General features: G+C 66.7%; 19 protein-coding genes and 1 riboswitch. Of the genes, 13 read left to right on the top strand and 6 right to left on the bottom strand.

Annotation, left to right across the window (positions count from 1 at the left end; genetic code table 11):
* The first annotated feature begins 7 nt into the window (after nucleotides 1-7).
* Nucleotides 8-607, top strand: a complete 600-nt coding sequence (locus ACGFZ3_RS18455) for a TetR/AcrR family transcriptional regulator (RefSeq protein ID WP_392924619.1) — start codon at nucleotides 8-10, stop codon at nucleotides 605-607.
* 14 nt (nucleotides 608-621) lie between these two features.
* Here ACGFZ3_RS18455 and ACGFZ3_RS18450 read toward each other — a convergent pair whose 3' ends face one another.
* Nucleotides 622-1,527: an AraC family transcriptional regulator N-terminal domain-containing protein gene (locus ACGFZ3_RS18450; RefSeq protein ID WP_392924617.1), complete on the bottom strand. Its 906-nt coding sequence runs from the start codon at nucleotides 1,525-1,527 to the stop codon at nucleotides 622-624.
* A gap of 138 nt (nucleotides 1,528-1,665) precedes the next feature.
* Here ACGFZ3_RS18450 and ACGFZ3_RS18445 point away from each other — a divergent pair, with 138 nt between their 5' ends.
* The 5 genes from ACGFZ3_RS18445 to ACGFZ3_RS18425 all read left to right on the top strand — a co-directional run bounded on the left by ACGFZ3_RS18445 (nucleotide 1,666) and on the right by ACGFZ3_RS18425 (nucleotide 4,349).
* Nucleotides 1,666-2,409 (top strand): SDR family NAD(P)-dependent oxidoreductase, encoded by a 744-nt coding sequence (locus ACGFZ3_RS18445; RefSeq protein WP_392924613.1) that lies wholly within the window; start codon nucleotides 1,666-1,668, stop codon nucleotides 2,407-2,409.
* Nucleotides 2,410-2,428: 19 nt separating this feature from the next.
* Nucleotides 2,429-2,833, top strand: a complete 405-nt coding sequence (locus ACGFZ3_RS18440) for a VOC family protein (protein ID WP_392924610.1) — start codon at nucleotides 2,429-2,431, stop codon at nucleotides 2,831-2,833.
* 150 nt (nucleotides 2,834-2,983) lie between these two features.
* On the top strand, nucleotides 2,984-3,280 hold the full coding sequence (locus tag ACGFZ3_RS18435) for a hypothetical protein (protein ID WP_392924607.1): 297 nt from the start codon (nucleotides 2,984-2,986) through the stop codon (nucleotides 3,278-3,280).
* Nucleotides 3,281-3,417: 137 nt separating this feature from the next.
* On the top strand, nucleotides 3,418-3,843 hold the full coding sequence (locus ACGFZ3_RS18430) for a hypothetical protein (RefSeq protein ID WP_392924604.1): 426 nt from the start codon (nucleotides 3,418-3,420) through the stop codon (nucleotides 3,841-3,843).
* A 47-nt stretch (nucleotides 3,844-3,890) separates the two neighbouring features.
* Nucleotides 3,891-4,349 (top strand): hypothetical protein, encoded by a 459-nt coding sequence (locus ACGFZ3_RS18425; protein WP_392924601.1) that lies wholly within the window; start codon nucleotides 3,891-3,893, stop codon nucleotides 4,347-4,349.
* 44 nt (nucleotides 4,350-4,393) lie between these two features.
* Here the strand turns inward: ACGFZ3_RS18425 and ACGFZ3_RS18420 are convergent, their stop codons facing one another.
* Nucleotides 4,394-5,290 (bottom strand): LysR family transcriptional regulator, encoded by an 897-nt coding sequence (locus ACGFZ3_RS18420; protein WP_392924598.1) that lies wholly within the window; start codon nucleotides 5,288-5,290, stop codon nucleotides 4,394-4,396.
* A 97-nt stretch (nucleotides 5,291-5,387) separates the two neighbouring features.
* Between ACGFZ3_RS18420 and ACGFZ3_RS18415 the strand changes: the two genes are divergently transcribed.
* Both ACGFZ3_RS18415 and ACGFZ3_RS18410 read left to right on the top strand, forming a co-directional pair.
* On the top strand, nucleotides 5,388-6,257 hold the full coding sequence (locus ACGFZ3_RS18415; RefSeq protein ID WP_392924595.1) for an SDR family oxidoreductase: 870 nt from the start codon (nucleotides 5,388-5,390) through the stop codon (nucleotides 6,255-6,257).
* Nucleotides 6,258-6,353: 96 nt separating this feature from the next.
* On the top strand, nucleotides 6,354-7,679 hold the full coding sequence (locus ACGFZ3_RS18410; RefSeq protein ID WP_392924592.1) for a chloride channel protein: 1,326 nt from the start codon (nucleotides 6,354-6,356) through the stop codon (nucleotides 7,677-7,679).
* Here the strand turns inward: ACGFZ3_RS18410 and ACGFZ3_RS18405 are convergent.
* Nucleotides 7,573-8,319 (bottom strand): chromate transporter, encoded by a 747-nt coding sequence (locus tag ACGFZ3_RS18405; protein ID WP_392924589.1) that lies wholly within the window; start codon nucleotides 8,317-8,319, stop codon nucleotides 7,573-7,575. The two genes, ACGFZ3_RS18410 and ACGFZ3_RS18405, sit on opposite strands and share 107 nt — an antisense overlap.
* 168 nt (nucleotides 8,320-8,487) lie before the next feature.
* Between ACGFZ3_RS18405 and ACGFZ3_RS18400 the strand changes: the two genes are divergently transcribed.
* On the top strand, nucleotides 8,488-8,835 hold the full coding sequence (locus ACGFZ3_RS18400; RefSeq protein WP_392924688.1) for an RcnB family protein: 348 nt from the start codon (nucleotides 8,488-8,490) through the stop codon (nucleotides 8,833-8,835).
* Nucleotides 8,836-8,895: 60 nt separating this feature from the next.
* Here ACGFZ3_RS18400 and pncA read toward each other — a convergent pair whose 3' ends face one another.
* The 3 genes from pncA to metE form a co-directional block, all read right to left on the bottom strand.
* Nucleotides 8,896-9,522, bottom strand: a complete 627-nt coding sequence (pncA, locus tag ACGFZ3_RS18395) for a bifunctional nicotinamidase/pyrazinamidase (protein WP_392924587.1) — start codon at nucleotides 9,520-9,522, stop codon at nucleotides 8,896-8,898.
* A gap of 56 nt (nucleotides 9,523-9,578) precedes the next feature.
* Nucleotides 9,579-10,250 carry an epoxyqueuosine reductase QueH gene (locus ACGFZ3_RS18390; RefSeq protein ID WP_392924584.1) on the bottom strand — a complete coding sequence of 224 codons (672 nt, stop codon included), beginning with the start codon at nucleotides 10,248-10,250 and terminating at the stop codon, nucleotides 9,579-9,581.
* Nucleotides 10,251-10,316: 66 nt separating this feature from the next.
* Complete coding sequence (gene metE / locus ACGFZ3_RS18385) at nucleotides 10,317-12,614, bottom strand: 5-methyltetrahydropteroyltriglutamate--homocysteine S-methyltransferase (RefSeq protein WP_392924581.1); 2,298 nt, start codon at nucleotides 12,612-12,614, stop codon at nucleotides 10,317-10,319.
* A 213-nt stretch (nucleotides 12,615-12,827) separates the two neighbouring features.
* Nucleotides 12,828-13,059, bottom strand: a riboswitch (cobalamin riboswitch).
* 111 nt (nucleotides 13,060-13,170) lie between these two features.
* Between metE and ACGFZ3_RS18380 the strand changes: the two genes are divergently transcribed.
* The 4 genes from ACGFZ3_RS18380 (at nucleotide 13,171) to ACGFZ3_RS18365 (ending at nucleotide 16,409) form a co-directional block, all read left to right on the top strand.
* Nucleotides 13,171-13,950: a hypothetical protein gene (locus tag ACGFZ3_RS18380; protein WP_392924578.1), complete on the top strand. Its 780-nt coding sequence runs from the start codon at nucleotides 13,171-13,173 to the stop codon at nucleotides 13,948-13,950.
* Nucleotides 13,951-14,020: 70 nt separating this feature from the next.
* On the top strand, nucleotides 14,021-14,590 hold the full coding sequence (locus ACGFZ3_RS18375; RefSeq protein WP_392924576.1) for a sigma-70 family RNA polymerase sigma factor: 570 nt from the start codon (nucleotides 14,021-14,023) through the stop codon (nucleotides 14,588-14,590).
* Nucleotides 14,587-15,357: an anti-sigma factor domain-containing protein gene (locus ACGFZ3_RS18370; RefSeq protein ID WP_392924573.1), complete on the top strand. Its 771-nt coding sequence runs from the start codon at nucleotides 14,587-14,589 to the stop codon at nucleotides 15,355-15,357. The genes ACGFZ3_RS18375 and ACGFZ3_RS18370 overlap by 4 nt, the downstream gene beginning before the upstream one ends.
* 92 nt (nucleotides 15,358-15,449) lie before the next feature.
* Nucleotides 15,450-16,409, top strand: coding sequence for an acyl-CoA desaturase (locus ACGFZ3_RS18365; RefSeq protein WP_392924570.1), 960 nt, complete (start codon nucleotides 15,450-15,452; stop codon nucleotides 16,407-16,409).
* The last annotated feature ends 1 nt before the right edge of the window (nucleotide 16,410 follow it).

The raw sequence follows: 16,410 nt of genomic DNA, 5'->3' as shown, positions 1-16,410 counted from the left end.
TTTAGTAGTGGGAGATACAAAAACATTGCGACCCCGCGGGCGGCCCCGGGCGTTCGACCCCGACGCTGCGGTGGCCACTGCGCAGCGCCTGTTCCATGAGCGCAGCTATGACGACGTAAGCGTGGCGGACATCACCGGCACTTTGGGGATCAACCCGCCCAGCTTCTACGCCGCCTTCGGCAGCAAGGCCCACCTGTTTGGCCGGGTGCTGGACCGGTATGCACGTGAAGGGGCCATTCCGCTGCAGCAACTGCTGGATCCGACCCGGCCCGTCATCGAGTGTCTGGCCGCCGTGCTTGAGGAAGCTGCATGCCGCTATGCCGGCAAGGCGGGCGCGTCCGGGTGCATGGTCATAGAAGGCGTGCAGTCCATCGACAAGGACGCCAGGCAGGCGGCCATGGTGTTCCTGGTCGGCGCTGAAGCTGCGATCCATGACTTCGTCGCGGCGCGCCACCCGGAGGCCGCCGACCGGGTGATGGACTACATGACCACGGTGATGATGGGGCTGTCGACGAATGCGCGCAGAGGGCACGACCACGCCCGCCTTCTGGAGTCCGCGCGACTGGCGGTCGGCGGTTTGGAGCAGGCGATGCGACGCCCCAGGTAACGGCATTCTGCGCGCTACCCCCTCTGACCTCGTCGGCTCGCCACCATCCGCGCCGCATCCTGGGAGGGCGGTAACCCGAAGGCTCTCGCATACTCCCGGGTGAACTGCGTGGGGCTTTGATATCCCACGTCCAATGCCGCTGCCGTGACGCTCTTTGCCTGCGTTGCCAGAATCTGTCGGGCCTGCAGCAGGCGCAGCTGTTTCTGGTATTGCAGCGGACTAAGCGCGGTGACGCTCTTGAAGTGGCGGTGGAAGGCTGACTCGCTCATCGCCACCTGTTCGGCCAATACCGCGATGCGCAGCGGTTTGGAATAGTCGCGGCGGATGCGCTGTATGGCGCTGCTGATACGCGCCAGCGCCGAATCCGGTGTGGCCAGCTGCCGCAGCATGCTTCCGTGTGGTCCCTGCAGCACGCGGTACAGGATCTCCCGCTCGTAGGCCGGGGCCAGCGCAGGTATTTCGCTGGGGCGTTCCATCAGGCGCAGCATGCGCACCCATGCATCCATCAGCTCCGGGGTGACGGCAGCGACATTGAATGCCTCGGTCTGGGTGGAGGACTCGCCGCGCCCGGTGGCGGCATCGGTGGTGTCGCACAGCAGCGCTGCGATGATGCCCAGGTCCAGCGTGAGGCTCACCGCCAGGTACGGTTCGCCGGTGCTGGCCGGGTGCACGGCACCCACCGCCGGCAGGTCCACGGACATGACGAAGTACGTGGCCGGGTCGTATTCGAGGGTCTTCTCACCCACCGTCATGGATTTGCTTCCCTGCAGGATCAGGTTGATCATCGGCTCGTACACGGCCGCCAGGGCATGCTCCGGGATCTCGCCCTGCACCATGGCAACGCGGGGAATGCCCGTCTCGGTACGGCGATTCTCGGCATGCGCCGCGAGGCGGCGCAGTTCATCCAGTGCGTTGTCCATGGCCACATTGGACACCCGCCGCAGGGCGCCGGCCAGGCGAAAAGCAGGAATAGGCAGGAATTGGCGAGGATCAGGTCGGCGCGTCGCGACCGGCGCTCCTAGCCTGTGCATCTCTCCTCACCGCACAGGACCACCTGCATGAAACACGTACTGATCACCGGCGGCAGCCGTGGCATTGGTGCCAGCGCCGCGTTGCACTGCGCGCAGCGCGGCATGGGCGTCATCCTCACCTACAACGCCCAGCCCCATGCTGCCCAGCAGGTGGTGGAGCGCATCCAGACAGAGGGCGGTACGGCAGTGGCCCTGCAGCTGGACGTGGGCAACTCCGGTAGCTTTGCGGCATTTGCCGCAAAGGTGAAGGACACCTTGCAGGACACCTGGGGCGCCTCCGCGCTGGATGGCCTGGTGAACAACGCGGGGTTTGGATTGTTCAATCCGATCGAGACGGTGACCGAGGAACAGTTCGACGGTCTGTTCAACGTGCACCTGAAGGGGCCGTTCTTTCTCACCCAGGCCCTGCTGCCGCTGCTGGGTACGGGTGCGAGCATCGTCAACGTCACCAGTGCCACCACGCGCGTGGCCACCGCCGGGGTGGCGCCGTACGCCGCCTTCAAGGGCGGGCTGGAAGTGCTTACCCGCTACATGGCCAAGGAGTTCGGCGAACGCCGCATCCGTGTCAACGCGGTCGCACCCGGGGCGATCCGTACCGAACTGGGTGGCGGCCTCAATGATGAATTCGAAGCCCTGCTGGCCGCGCAGACGGCACTGGGCCGGGTGGGCGAGCCGGACGACGTAGGCCGCGTCATTGCCGGGCTGCTCGGTGATGAGCAGGCCTGGGTCAATGCGCAGACCATTGAAGTGGCAGGCGGCTACAACATCTAGTTCGCAACGGGAGTACGACATGCTCGACCACATCTTCCTCACTGTCACCGACACCACCCGCTCGGTCGCGTTCTACACGGCCGCGCTGGCCCCGCTGGCCATCGTCAACCGGCTCGACTACGACGGCCAGCAGGGCCCACCCGGCCACCCGGACCTGAAGGGCTTCGGCGCGGGCGGCCGGGTCTTCTTCTGGCTGCGGCAGGGCGTGGCGGCGGCGCAGGCGGCGCATGTTGGCTTCGTGGCAGAGTCCAGGGCGATGGTCGATGCCGCGCATGCCGCCGCGATGGCCGCCGGCGCCAGCGAGATCCATCCGCCGGGCCCGCAGCTGCACTACGATCCGCGCTACTACGCCGCGCAGGTGCGCGATCCGGATGGCTACAGCCTGGAGTTCGTCTACAAGAGCTGGCAGCACGGCCACGAATGATGCCGCTGGCGACAGCGGAAGTCAGGACTACTTAAGCGGCGGGCCCGGTGCTAACGTTCGCTATCGGCCCAAAGCGGACATCAGCCCGGGCTCGGTGCAGGCACAGCCAACTGGCCCCCAGGGGCCCGTCTACCAGGGAGTGGAAGACTGATGATTACAGACCTCTGGCCATACTTCGCGGGATCCGGATTTATCGCGGCCCTGTTCTTCAAGTTGCGCGGCATCGCAGTTCTTGCCGGCGCTCTTTTCGCAGCTGCGTTTGCGGGTCTGGCGATCACCGGCCTTGCCGGTTCGGACACATGGCCTTGGATCTTCGGCATTGCACTTATGGCCTCGCCCATCATCGGTGCGATTGCACTGGCGGGAGTTCTTTTGGGATGGCTGATAAAAGCGGTCATTTGGAAAGCCACGAGCGAGCCAACGCAGTCCAGCGATGATGCCGACTAACAGTTCACCCAAGGGTGCGAACATCCGCTTCAGACCCATAACGGCGACCGGTCGGGATGTCAGGCATGCGTGACCGCAGCGAATCTGGGGCATCCGGGAGCCGTTCCAAGCCGTCACTCCTTGGGCGGATGAGTGCCATGAAAGGGTACTTGCCCTTCATGGCGGCATGTCTGTTGGCGGGCTGTACCACGTTGCCGCCGCTATCGGAGGGCGTCACCCTTTCGGTTCGCTCCTACGACCGCGTTACTGGGGACTACGTGCTGGAGCTGCGCAACGAGACAGCGCGGCCCGTGCTGTATCTCAATCCGTATCTGAACTTCGACACCGCTCGCCGGCCACAACCGGAGCAGTTTCCCGAGTCGCCGGAAGGAATGGCGTTGATGGTCCACAGCACAAAGCTTGTCCCAGGCGGGTCCGTGGTCCTTTCGGGCAAGTGCACTCCGGGTGGCCCTTGTTCCAGACCGGAAACCTACGTGGCCGTGCGGGCTTGCTGGTTCGCGAAAGCGTGGAACTGCGAGCAGTACTTCCCGATCTGGTCGAAGACTCCGTTGACGGGTGTCTGAGTGTCCAGTTGGGCAAAATGCAAGCACTTCAGCAGGGATCTCGGGCCATGAGTCGAGCCGACGCAATGAAGCGCACCACTCTCACATTTCTCGGGTTGGGCCCGTTGATCGGAGGCATTTCCATTTTCGCGCAGTTCGTGGTCGTTGAGCATCCACTGGCGTTGGCCGAGCTCTTCAGTTTCGGAATGATCTGGATGGTGATTTTCTTCGCTATCGGCGGCTACGTTGTGGGTGCGGTCCCGGCGGCCGCCACCGGCCTGCTGTTCTCCTTCGTGGCCTCACGGCGTGCGCTGAATCTCTTGGAGAGCATTCTGTTGGGCGCCGGCGCGGGCTTCCTCACCAGTGTGATGGCCGTAGTGGTTATCGTTTTGCTTAACCCCGGCGCACCCAAGTGGAACTGGATCATTCCCTTGGCCGGTGCGCTGGCTGGCACACTTTGCAGTGGCCTCTGCCGGATTTTGGAAGGCAAACGAAGCCGTTTACCCGCAAAGAACTTCCACGACTAAGCGTCTGCTTGTAGCCGGTTGCACCGTATATCCGCTTCTGGCCGTCAGCGGCCCCCACCTGCGAAGGCGGCCAGCTCCTCCGCCTGACCCTCGGGGAAGCATTCCTTGAGCAGCTCGAGCAGCGCCGACACCCTTGAGCTGAGCAGTCGTCGCGACGGGTACAGCGCCCATATTTCGATGGGCGGGGCCTTCGCATCTCCCCACGACACCAATGCGCCATCCCTGAGATCGTCGGCAACCAGCGAGAAGGGCAGCATCGCCGCGCCGGTGCCTGCACGAACGGCATCGCGCACCATGGTCAGTGCGCCCAGGCGCAGCACCGGATCCACCGCGATACGTATCTCGCCACGCGGCGTCACCAGGTCCCAGCCGGTGGCATCGCTGGACGGCCGGAACACCGCAGGCGCCGTCTCGCCCATCGCGGGCAAGCGCAGGTCGGGGTGTGCCACCGCCACGAGTCGGTCCCGGATCAGCACCCGCCCCACCAACCGCGCATCCGGATCCGGATTGACCCGTATAACCAGGTCATAGCCTTCTTCCACCATGTCCACGGCGCGGTCTTCGGTGGTGATATCCAGCCGCACCTGTGGGTAGCGCTTCACGAACTCGGCTGCAATCTTGCCCAGCGCCATCTGCGAGAACAGCATCGGGGCGCTCACGCGCAGCCGGCCACGGGGCGTATTGCCGCCGGAGGCAATGGACGTGGCCGCTTCATCCAGTTCGGTCAGCAGCGTCTCGGTGCGCTCGAACAGCGCCCGACCTTCCTCGGTGAGCTTCAGCGTGTGCGAGCCACGCTCGAACAGCCGTACCCCCAGGCTGGCCTCCAGCTCACCCACGCGCCGCGAGAGTGTTGCCTTCGGGCGGTCCGCCGCGCGCGCGGCACGGCCAAACCCGCCGTGTCGCGCCACCAGGTTGAAGTCGGCCAGGGCGAGGAGGTCCATGTGTTCCACCAGCGAGACAGGTGGTCCAAGTATATGGGCTATCGGCTCGTGCGCGGATCAACAACCATGAGCCCTCACCAACCACCCGGAGTATCCCATGACCATTCTTGTTACCGGCGCCACTGGCACCATCGGCCGTCAGGTCGTCCAGCACCTCACCCAGCGCGGCGCAAACGTCCGCGCACTGGTCCGCACCCCCGCCACCGCCAACCTGCCTGCCACCGTGGAGCTGGTGCAGGGTGACATGCTGGATGTGGATGCCCTCCGCCAAGCGCTGAAGGACGTCTCCACGCTGTTCCTGCTCAACGCCGTGGTCGCCGACGAATTCACCCAGGCGCTCATCACCCTCAACGTCGCCCGCGAGGCCGGGGTGAAGCGGGTGGTGTACCTGTCGGTGATCCACAGCGACCGCTACGTCAACGTGCCGCACTTCGCCGGCAAGTTCGGCGTGGAGCGCATGATCGAGCAGATGGGCTTCAGCGCCACGATCCTGCGCCCGGCCTATTTCATCGATAACGACCTCACCATCAAGGATGTGGTGCAGGGCTACGGTGTGTACCCCATGCCGATCGGCAGCAAGGGGCTGGCGATGATCGACACCCGCGACATCGCCGAGATTGCCGCCATCGAACTGCTCAACCGCGAACAGGTGCCGGACAACAGCGCGCTGACCCGACTCAACCTGGTGGGCCCGGAAGCACTCACCGGCGCACAGGTGGCTGCCATCTGGAGCGAGGTGCTGAACCGCCCGATCGCCTACGGCGGCGATGACACGGCCGCCTTCGAGCAGAACCTGCGCCAGTTCATGCCGGGGTGGATGGCCTACGACATGCGACAGATGGCCGAGCGCTTCATCAGCGACGGCATGCTGCCGGGCGCGGGTGACGTGGAGCGGTTGATGCAGTTGCTGGGTCGGCCGTTGCGTACGTACGGCGCGTTCGCGGCGGAGCATGCGTCACTGGGCTGAGTGACGAGCCATGGCAGCGGTTGAAACCACATCAGGCAAGGTCACCCGCCAAGCAGCCGCCTTTCCGTCCCTGGCCACGGTGGCCATACTAAGGTCATGACCTATATCCGCCGAATCCAGACGCACCTGGCCGGCCAGTTGCGGAGCGAGGCATGGCGGCGCCGTGCTGCCCTCTGGACGGGCGCGGTGGTGGTGGCGCTCGTCGCGATCCTTTTTGCCAAGGCCAGCGATGCGGCATTTGCCCTGTTTCGACGCGCCATCGAGCACTCGCCGTGGTGGGCGCTGCTGCTCACGCCGGGAATCTTCGCGCTGCTGGCGTGGCTGACCAGCGGGGTGCTTCGTCCGACCCGGGGCAGCGGCATTCCGCAGGTGATCGCGGCGCTGGACAGGCCTGATGAAGCATTCCGGAAAACCAACCTGTCACCGGCGGTCTCGGCAGGCAAGCTGATCCTGACCTCGCTGTCACTGCTGGGTGGTGCGTCGGTGGGTCGGGAGGGGCCGACGGTGCACGTCGGCGCCAGCCTGATGTACCTGTTTGGCCGCTGGTTCGGTTTCAGAGATCCCCGGGAGTTGTCGCACTTTCTACTGGCTGGCGGTGCGGCCGGCATCGCGGCGGCCTTCAACACGCCGCTGGCCGGGATCGTATTCGCCATTGAAGAGCTCAGCGGGCGCTTCGAGCATCGCTTCTCGGGCACGCTGTTGACGGCGGTTATCGTCGGTGGCGTGGTGTCGCTGGGCCTTCTCGGAAACTACACCTACTTCGGCCATGTGACAGCCGGCCTGCCGCTGGGGCAGGCGTGGTTGGCCATCCTGCTGTGCGGGGGCGTGGCGGGTCTGCTGGGCGGGGTATTCGCCCGCATGGTGCTGGCCAGCGCAGCCGGGCGCCCGCGTTGGCTGGGCAGCGTGCGGCAGCGGCACCCGGTGCTGCTGGCAGCCGGCTGCGGCCTGGTGGTGGTTGGGCTGGCGGCGTTGTGCGGCGATGGTGCTTTTGGCACCGGCTATGAGCAGGCGCGCAGTCTGGTGCAGGGTCAACCGACGGTTGGGCACGAGTTTGGGCTGATGAAGCTGCTGGCGAACCTGGCCTCTTATGTGGCCGGCATTCCCGGCGGACTGTTCTCGCCGGCGCTGGCCGTCGGCGCCGGCCTGGGCCACAACCTGGCCGTGCTGATGCCCGGCGTGGACCCGCGCGCGTTCGTGCTGCTTGGCATGTGCGCTTACCTCACCGGTGTCACCCAGGCGCCATTGACCTCGGCGGTCATTTCGCTGGAACTGACCGACAGTGGCGACCTGCTGCTGCCTATCCTGGCAACGGTACTCATCGCCCGTGGGATGTCCGGGCTGGTGTGCCGGACACCGATATACAAGGGACTGGCGGAACTGTTGCTGTCGCCGCGGTCGCAACCATCGAGCCGCGACACGTAGCCCTTGGTCGCTGCCGCGAGCGCTCATTCTCGAGCACCGCTGCAGCCGGGGCGCTCACGTCTCTGCAGAGCCAAAGACCCAGTGCGCCACCGAACGCGACCACCGCCAGTTGTGCCCAGCCACTGCCTGCCAGCACGATCAGCGCACACGCTGCGGCAGCGATCAGCGCACGCGGTGCATCCGGCGCCAACTGCCTTGCCATGTTCGCCAGACCATGGGCGACCACAGCCACGGCCACGAGCTTCAACCCATGCACCACCGCCGCACCCATGCCATGATCCAGGCGCGATGCCAAGGCGGCAGCGCCGAACATCAGCAGCGCCGACGGCAGGGTAAAAGCGACGAAAGCGGCCACCGCGCCACGCCATCCGGCGCGGAACAGGCCGATGGCAAAGCCCATCTGGCTGCTGGCCGGCCCTGGCACGCACTGGCAGACGGCCAGCAACTGCGCGAACTGGGCCTCCTCCAGCCAGCGGCGGCGTTGCACGCATTCCTGGCGTAAATAGCCCACGTGGGCGATGGGGCCACCAAAAGCGGTCAGCCCCAGCTTGAGAAATACGCCGAATACCTCGGTGGCGGTGCCGTCCGGACGCATCGCATCGATGGGGCCGGGCGTGGGCGTGGGCGGCGATGTGGTCACAGGAGGAACATTGCCCAGGCCAGGGGTACCGTCGGCCCAGTATTGCCGACCGGAGCGATCGCGTTCAATTGCGCTGCCCCTTGCTGTGGTCGCTTGGCTTCTTTCACATTCTCTGCTCTATATTCGGTGCCAGCACGCCGCACGCCGCGGCCGGGTTGGGAGATGGATATGAAAACCGTAAGGTTGCTGGGTGTTGCCTTGACCACGGCGGCGATGTTGGCCGTTGCCCCGGCCTGGGCGGATCCACCGCACCATGCCAAGGGCAATGGACCTCCAGCCCACGCCGGTGGGCCGCACAGTCGCAAGGCGCCGCCGCCGGGGTGGCAGAAGAAGGCGTGGCGCCGTGGTGAGCGCCTGGATTGGGCCGAAGTGGACCGACGCTACTGGGTTGATGATTACGCGCATTACAGGCTGCGCGATCCCGGCCGTGGTCAACGCTGGGTCAGACAGTCCGACAGCGAGTATCTGCTGGTGGAAATCGCCTCCGGCTTGATCATTGACGCCCTTCGCCGGTGATTGCCCGCACCTGACGCACCGGCTTCCTTGATGCCGGTGCTGGCTGCGGCGGCGTGCAGGTCAGATCACCGCAATCTTCGCCTTGGCCAGCGCCTCGCGCACCATCCCGTCATTGGCCTCGGTCACCGGCCGTGTCAGCTCCCAAAGGAACTTCACCCGGAACCCGGCCTTCACGGCGTCCTGCGCACTCCACAGCACGCAGTAGTCGCGCGCCAGGCCGCACACATGCACCTCGCGGATTCCGCGCTCGTGCAGCCAGCCGGCCAGGCCCGTAGCCGGGCGGCCGCCATCGGGCCCGTGGTTTTCGCGGAATGCGCTGTACGAGTCGACCTCGCGCCGGCTGCCCTTGCGCAGGATCAGGTCGGCGGCCGTCCACTCCACGCCCGGGTGCAGCGTCGCCCCATCGGTGCCCTGCACGCAATGATCCGGCCACAGCGTCTGCGGCTGCGCATGCAGCAGGATCGCCTCGAACGGCAGCTTGCCCGCGTGCTGGCTGGCGAACGAAGCATGGTCAGCCGGGTGCCAATCCTGGGTCGCCACCACTGTGCGGTAGCGACGCTCCGCCAGCAGGGCGGCAATTGGCGCCACCAGCGCATCGCCGTCTTCGCAGGCCAGTGCGCCCCCGGGCATGAAGTCCGGCTGCAGGTCGATTACCAGCAGGGCAACATCGGCGGGCAGGGCGGTCATGGCAGGTCCAGCGCAACGGAGGGGGGCAACCAGCGTGGCCGCCCCCTTCGCGTACGTCAATCGCCCTTGGGCGTGTCGTTGTCCTGGCCGTAATACAGCAGGCCGATCTTGATCCGCTCGCGGTTGTTCTCCCGGCGGTGACGGTTGGCGTCGCGCAGCGAGTACACGCAGCCGCAGTATTCCTGCTGGTAGAACCGCTCGCGCTTGCTGATCTCCACCATGCGCGCCGCGCCGCCGCCCTTGCGCCAGTTGTAATCCCAGTACTGGAGGCCGGGGTAGTGGGCCGCCGCGCGGTGGCCGCAGTCGTTGATCTGGTTCATGTCCTTCCAGCGCGAGATGCCCAGCGAACTGCTGATCACCGGAAAGCCATGCTCATGCGCGTACAGCGCGGTGCGCACGAAGCGCATGTCGAAGCACATCGTACAGCGGATGCCACGTTCGGGCTCGTTCTCCATGCCGCGCGCCCGCGCGAACCAGTTGTCGGTGTCGTAGTCGGCGTCGATGAAGGGCACGCCATGCTGTTCGGCGAAGCGGATGTTCTCCTGCTTGCGCAGCTCGTATTCGCGCGCCGGGTGGATGTTGGGGTTGTAGAAGAAGATCGTGTAGTCGATTCCGGAGGCGGTAATGGCCTCCATCACCTCGCCCGAGCAGGGTGCGCAGCACGAGTGCAGCAGCAGCTTGTCGTGGCCGCCAGGCAGGGACAGGGTGGGACGAGTGAATTCGGTCATGCGGACATCCATCGGCCCCGCCGCCGGCAACGGCGGCGGCGCAGCCCTTGAGCAACGGAAAGGGAATCAGGCGGCGTTGGCGTCTGCGCTCTCGTCGCGCAGCTGCCGTGCAGCCGCCACCAGCGCTTCCAGCGCGGCGCGGGTCTCGGGCCAGCCCCGGGTCTTGAGCCCGCAGTCCGGGTTCACCCAGATCTGATCGGGGCGCAGCACTTCGGCGGCCTTGCGCAGCAGGGAGAGCATCTCCTCCTTGTCCGGCACGCGTGGCGAATGGATGTCGTACACGCCCGGCCCGATCTCGTTGGGGTACTGGAAGCGCACGAAGGCATCCAGCAGCTCCATGCGCGAGCGCGAGGTCTCGATCGAGATCACATCGGCATCCATCGCAGCCACCGAGTGGATGATGTCGTTGAACTCGGAGTAGCACATATGGGTGTGGATCTGGGTAGCATCGCGCACGCCGCTGGCGCTGATCCGGAACGCTTCCACCGCCCAGTCCAGATACTCGCGCCACTGCGCGCGGCGCAGCGGCAGGCCTTCGCGGATGGCCGGCTCGTCGATCTGGATCACGCCGATGCCGGCGGCCTCCAGGTCGAGCACCTCATCGCGCAGTGCCAGCGCGATCTGCCGGCAGGTATCGGCCCGAGCCTGGTCATCGCGCACGAACGACCACTGAAGCACCGTCACCGGGCCGGTCAGCATGCCCTTCATGGGGCGGTCGGTGAGCGACTGTGCGTACTGCGACCAGCGCACGGTCATCGGCTGCGGGCGCGACACATCGCCGTAGATCACCGGCGGCTTCACGCAGCGCGAGCCGTAGCTCTGCACCCAGCCGTTCCTGGTGAACGCAAAGCCCTCCAGCTGCTCGCCGAAGTACTCCACCATGTCGTTGCGCTCGAACTCGCCGTGCACCAGCACGTCAAGCCCGATCTGCTCCTGCATGCGCACGCAGTGCTCGGTCTGGCTGGCCAGGAAGGCATCGTAGTCGGCGTCGGGCAGGGTGCCGGATTTGTTGCGGGCGCGGGCTTCGCGCACCTCAAGTGTCTGCGGGAAGGAACCAATGGTGGTGGTCGGGAAGCGCGGCAGCTTCAGTGCGGCGGCCTGGGCCAGGTGGCGCTGCGGGTAGTGGCTGTGGCGCTGCGCGTCGGCCGGGGTCAGTGCGGCCAGGCGCGCAGCCACTGCCGGGTTGTGCACGCGGGCCGAGCGTCGGCGCGATTCAATGCGCTCGCGCGACAGGGCCAGCGCGGCGTCGGCGCGCGAGGGGTGATCGATGGCATCGGCCAACACGCGCAGCTCTTCCAGCTTCTGCTTGGAGAATGCCAGCCAGCCCCGCAGTTCATCGTCCAGTTTGCGCTCGTGGGTGAGGTCCACCGGGCTGTGCAGCAGTGAACACGACGGTGACAGCCAGAGAAAGTCGCTGCCCAGCTGACCGTGGGCGTAGCGGGCCAGCACCAGCGCGTTGTCCAGGTGGGTACGCCAGATGTTGCGGCCGTTGACCAGGCCGGCGGAGAGCACGCGGCCGGCGGGCAGGGCCTTGATCACTGCATCGAGCTGTTCCGGCGCGCGCACCAGGTCCACGTGCAGGCCATCCACCGGCAACGACGCCGCCAGTTCCAGGTTGTCGTCCAACGCACCGAAGTAGGTGGCCACCAGCACCTTGGGGCGGGCAGCCCTGGCCAGCACCGCATAGGCGTGTTCAAAGGCGGCGCGCGCTTCCGGGCTGAGATCCTGCACCAGCGCGGGCTCATCCAGCTGCACCCACTGCGCGCCTGCTGCCTTCAGCTCGCCCAGCAGCTGCACATACACCGGTAGCAGCGCGTCCAGCAGGTCCAGCGCCGGACTGCCGTCGGTGGTCTTGGACAGCAGCAGGAAGGTCACCGGCCCGATCAGCACCGGGCGGGTTTCAATGCCCAGCGCCTTGGCCTGGCGGTACTCGGCCAGCGGCTTGTCGCCGCGCAGCGCGAAATCCTGGCCGGCCTGCAGTTCGGGCACCAGGTAGTGATAGTTGGTGTCGAACCACTTGGTCATTTCCAGCGCGTGAAGATCGAAGCCGTCGCGCTGCAGCCCACGGGCCATGGCGAAGTATCCGGCCAGTGGATCGGCATCGGCCAGCGCGCGGTAGCGGGCGGGAATGGCATCGAACAGGAAGGCGGCGTCCAGCACCTGGTCGTACAGGCTGAAGTCGTTGCTGGGAGGTACCTCCACCCCGGCATCGCGCTGCAGCTGCCAGTGGGTGGTGCGCAGGCTGGCGGCGGTGTCCTGCAGCGCTTCGGCGCTGCTCTGGCCGGACCAGTACGCTTCCAGCGCGCGCTTGAGCTCGCGCTTGGCGCCGATACGGGGGAAACCCAGGTTTGTAACAGTGGTCATGGAACGTGTCCTCATTGCAGTAGCGGCATTGAGGAACGAAGGAACTGCGCGGCACCCACGCCATTGCTGCCGTGTCCGCCCCGCCAGCGACCTTCGCCCCCGCGGGCGAACCGGATGCCGTGAAGCGGACGCACGGAGGCAGCGCCACGCAGAACGCGTGGCGGCAGGCCCCGGCAACCTCCCCGCGGACGTTCCAGGTCGAATCAGAGGACGGTCGTGTCCTCTGGCCGGGGCCGGTATTCGGGCTGATGGACACGGGCACGGGGCCCACCTACTTCCTGCCGCTTCCCAGGCGCATGGCCCAGTGCTGTTGGCAGGTTTCGTTTCCACTCACCGCTGCGGGGCAGCTCCGGAATGGGCGCGCAAGGCACCGTCACCGGATTCCCGTTTAAACCCATCCCTTCATCTGCATGAAGAGATGGATACCTTCGGCGAGGACAAGGTAGGCCGAGTTGCGACGGCGGTCAAGGGGAGTAGTGGACCGCCTTGCGCGGCCGACTGCATCCGAGCGCCCACTTGCCGCGTATCTCTCCAGCAACCTCCCATGGATACCGGCATGCGCCGCCTCCCCATCAGCTCGGCTGGACTGCTTCTGCTGCTGTGCCCGTTGCTGGCGCCTGCCCAGGCCGTGCAGCGGCAGGAAGGGCGCGCCTTCACTGCGGATGGCGGTGCCTTGCTCTACCGCGAAACGCATTGGCTGCAGGGGCCGCCGGAGGCGCTGTCGCGGCTGGTGCTGTACCGCTGCGCCGATGGCCGGGCCTTCGCGCGCAAGTGGATGACGCCGCAGGGCAGCCCGCAGACGCCGGATTTCGCGCTGGAAGACGGCCGCGACGGCTACCAGGAAGGCGTGCGCGCCAATGGCGTGGCGCGCACGGTCTACATACGTGCCGCTTCGGATGCCGCCCCGGTCACCCGCACGTTGCAGGTGCCACCCGGCGCCGTGGTCGATGCCGGCTTCGATGCGGCCGTGCGGCGCCATTGGCCAGCCCTGCTTGAGGGAAAGCCGCTGGCTTTCCAGTTCCTGCTGCCCAGCCGCCAGCGGCTGGTGCCGTTGAAGCTGCAGCGCACCGGCGCGATTACCTGGAAAGGCCAACCGGCGCAGCAGCTGCAGATGAAACTCGATGCATGGTTCGGCTTCGCCGTGCCGGCGGTGAGCCTGGTTTACGCCACGGCCGACCAGCGCCTGCTCCAGTTCAGCGGCACCGGCAACGTGCGCGACTCCACTGGGCGCTATCCCCAGGTACGCGTCGAATTCCCTTCCCCGCCCGTGGCCACTTCCGCCGCAGAGCTTGCTGCGGCCCGGGTGCAACCCTTGGTGAAGACATGCGACAGCTGAAGACCCTCTTGCAGCCGGCGCGCGGAGCAACGACCATGCACGTTCGCTCCCTGCCGACCCTGAGCCTGCGATGCCCGAGCTGGATGCTTCCGATACCGCCGCGTCTGCACGCCTGGACGGCCTTCTGGTCCAGGTGGCCGGGGGCGACCGCCAGGCGTTCGAGTCCGTCTATCAGCTGGCCTCGGGCAGGCTGTTCGCGATCTGCCTGCACACCCTGCGCGATCGCGGTGACGCCGAGGAGGTCCTGCAGGATGTCTTCACCACGGTCTGGCGCAAGGCCGCCCAGTTCGATGCCACGCGGGCCTCGGCCATGACCTGGCTGTCGATGATGGCGCGCAACCGCGCGATCGACCGCCTGCGCGCTGCTCCGCCGCGTGCGCTGGACGATCTGTCGGTGGCCGAGGAAATTCCCGATTTCGCGCCGCAGCCGGCGCAGGCAGCTGAGCATGCCTCCGACCGCGAACGTCTGGATGACTGCCTGGATACCCTGGAACCGCGCCGCCGCTCGCTGATCCGCAATGCGTTCCTGCACGGTGCCAGTTATGAAGAGCTGGCCCGCCGCATCGGTTCGCCGCTGGGTTCGGTGAAGAGCTGGATCCGGCGCGGGCTGGGCCAACTGCGGGTGTGCCTGGAACGATGAACATCCGCGACCTTCACGATATCCATGACGATGGCCAGCCGCCGAGCGCCGATATCCTGGCCGGCGAATACGTGCTGGGCGTGCACGATGCCGCCGAGCGCCGCCAGATCGAGCAGCGCATCGCCACCGACCCGGGCTTCGCCCGGCTGGTCGAGCAATGGCAGGTGCGGCTGGCGCCGCTGCTGCAGGAACTGGGCAGCGAAGCGGTGCCGGCACACCTGTGGCCCCGCATCCGCAGCGAACTGGGCTGGCCGGCGGTTACCGCCGCGCCCAGGCTGTGGCAACGCACCGGTTTCTGGCAGGGCATGACGGCCTTGGCCGCAGCGCTGGCGCTGGTCGCGGTGTTCAACCGCCAGCCGCTGCCCACCGCACCGTCCACCCCGGTGGCCGTCACCCCGGCGCCAACCCCATCCGAGCCGGAGCAGGCGACCAAGCCGGTCACCCCGCTGCTGCACGACGATGGCACGCCGGGCTGGCTGGCTTCGGTCGACAAGGCACAGGGCAAGGTGCTGATGGTGCCCGTACCGGCACCGGCCGATGCCGCTGGTCGGGCCCCGGAGCTGTGGCTGATTCCGGCCGGCGGTACGCCACGCTCGTTGGGCCTGGTGTCCATCAACCGCGCCCACACCGTGGCAGTGCCCGATGCGCTGCGTGATGTTCTTGTGAACGGCTCGGTGCTGGCGATCACGCTGGAACCGTCCGGCGGCGCGCCACAGGGCATCCCGACCGGTCCGGTCATCGCCAAGGGCGATATCGCCACTCTGTAACCCGCACCCCTCGCGGAATATTTTCGCAAGGGGTGCATCCAAACAGCGCCGGCCTGCGTATCTCCTGATTAACCGCTCAGGAGACGCGCGACATGCTGTCCCGTTCCACCCCCGACCACCCCGTCCGCACCCTGCGGAGCCGATGGGCCAGCCTGCTGCGCTGGTTCGACACCGGTGCCGCCGCGTCGGCGGCTGATGGCAGTGGCAATCGCGTGGACTGGCTGCGGGCGATTCCCTTTGTCGGCATGCACGTTGCCTGCCTGGCGGTGATCTGGGTGGGAGTGTCGTGGGTGGCGGTAGGCGTGGCGCTGGCGCTTTACGCAGTGCGTATGTTCGCCATCACGGCCTTCTACCACCGCTACTTCGCCCACCGCACCTTCCGCACCTCGCGCGTGGTGCAGTTTGTGTTCGCCCTGATTGGCGCGGCCAGCGTGCAGCGCGGTCCGCTGTGGTGGGCCGCACACCACCGCAACCACCACCGTCACACTGAAACCGCCGCCGACCCGCACTCGCCGGTCGTGCACGGGTTCTGGTGGAGCCACATGGGCTGGTTCCTCACCACCGATGGCTTCCGTACCGACTGGGCACGCATTCCGGACCTGGCGAAGTTTCCCGAGCTGCGTTGGCTGGACCGCTTCGACACGCTGGTGCCGGTGGCACTGGCCGCTGCGCTTTATGGTCTTGGCGTCCTTCTGGAACACCTCGCGCCGGGCCTGGGCACCAGCGGCGGGCAGATGCTGGTGTGGGGGTTCTTCATTTCCACGGTGGTGCTGTTCCACGCCACGGTGACCATCAACTCGCTGGCGCACCGTTTCGGCCGCCGCCGCTTCGATACCAGCGATGACAGCCGCAACAACGTATGGCTGGCCCTGCTCACCTTCGGCGAAGGCTGGCACAACAACCACCACTTCTTCCCTGGCACGGTGCGCCAGGGCTTCTACTGGTGGGAAGTGGACGTTACCTGGTATGGCCTGCGCGCCATGGCCGCGCTGCGTCTGGTAAGTGACCTCAAGCCGGTGCCGGCCTGGGTGCTGGCCAAGGCGGAGCACTGAC

It is taken from the genome of Stenotrophomonas sp. NPDC047960 (assembly GCF_043204395.1).
GTDB lineage: Bacteria > Pseudomonadota > Gammaproteobacteria > Xanthomonadales > Xanthomonadaceae > Stenotrophomonas.
Note: the sequence above shows the minus strand (reverse complement) of the source record. Positions and strands in the feature narration are given on the sequence as shown.

Bases quoted from the DNA above. Each gene is read 5' to 3' on its own strand.
- ACGFZ3_RS18450 (WP_392924617.1), bottom strand. From the start codon at position 1,527: ATGGACAACGCACTGGATGAACTGCGCCGCCTCGCGGCGCATGCCGAG.
- ACGFZ3_RS18445 (WP_392924613.1), top strand. From the start codon at position 1,666: ATGAAACACGTACTGATCACCGGCGGCAGCCGTGGCATTGGTGCCAGC.
- ACGFZ3_RS18440 (WP_392924610.1), top strand. From the start codon at position 2,429: ATGCTCGACCACATCTTCCTCACTGTCACCGACACCACCCGCTCGGTC.
- ACGFZ3_RS18435 (WP_392924607.1), top strand. From the start codon at position 2,984: ATGATTACAGACCTCTGGCCATACTTCGCGGGATCCGGATTTATCGCG.
- ACGFZ3_RS18430 (WP_392924604.1), top strand. From the start codon at position 3,418: ATGAAAGGGTACTTGCCCTTCATGGCGGCATGTCTGTTGGCGGGCTGT.
- ACGFZ3_RS18425 (WP_392924601.1), top strand. From the start codon at position 3,891: ATGAGTCGAGCCGACGCAATGAAGCGCACCACTCTCACATTTCTCGGG.
- ACGFZ3_RS18420 (WP_392924598.1), bottom strand. From the start codon at position 5,290: ATGGACCTCCTCGCCCTGGCCGACTTCAACCTGGTGGCGCGACACGGC.
- ACGFZ3_RS18415 (WP_392924595.1), top strand. From the start codon at position 5,388: ATGACCATTCTTGTTACCGGCGCCACTGGCACCATCGGCCGTCAGGTC.
- ACGFZ3_RS18410 (WP_392924592.1), top strand. From the start codon at position 6,354: ATGACCTATATCCGCCGAATCCAGACGCACCTGGCCGGCCAGTTGCGG.
- ACGFZ3_RS18400 (WP_392924688.1), top strand. From the start codon at position 8,488: ATGAAAACCGTAAGGTTGCTGGGTGTTGCCTTGACCACGGCGGCGATG.
- pncA (WP_392924587.1), bottom strand. From the start codon at position 9,522: ATGACCGCCCTGCCCGCCGATGTTGCCCTGCTGGTAATCGACCTGCAG.
- ACGFZ3_RS18390 (WP_392924584.1), bottom strand. From the start codon at position 10,250: ATGACCGAATTCACTCGTCCCACCCTGTCCCTGCCTGGCGGCCACGAC.
- metE (WP_392924581.1), bottom strand. From the start codon at position 12,614: ATGACCACTGTTACAAACCTGGGTTTCCCCCGTATCGGCGCCAAGCGC.
- ACGFZ3_RS18380 (WP_392924578.1), top strand. From the start codon at position 13,171: ATGCGCCGCCTCCCCATCAGCTCGGCTGGACTGCTTCTGCTGCTGTGC.
- ACGFZ3_RS18375 (WP_392924576.1), top strand. From the start codon at position 14,021: ATGCCCGAGCTGGATGCTTCCGATACCGCCGCGTCTGCACGCCTGGAC.
- ACGFZ3_RS18370 (WP_392924573.1), top strand. From the start codon at position 14,587: ATGAACATCCGCGACCTTCACGATATCCATGACGATGGCCAGCCGCCG.
- ACGFZ3_RS18365 (WP_392924570.1), top strand. From the start codon at position 15,450: ATGCTGTCCCGTTCCACCCCCGACCACCCCGTCCGCACCCTGCGGAGC.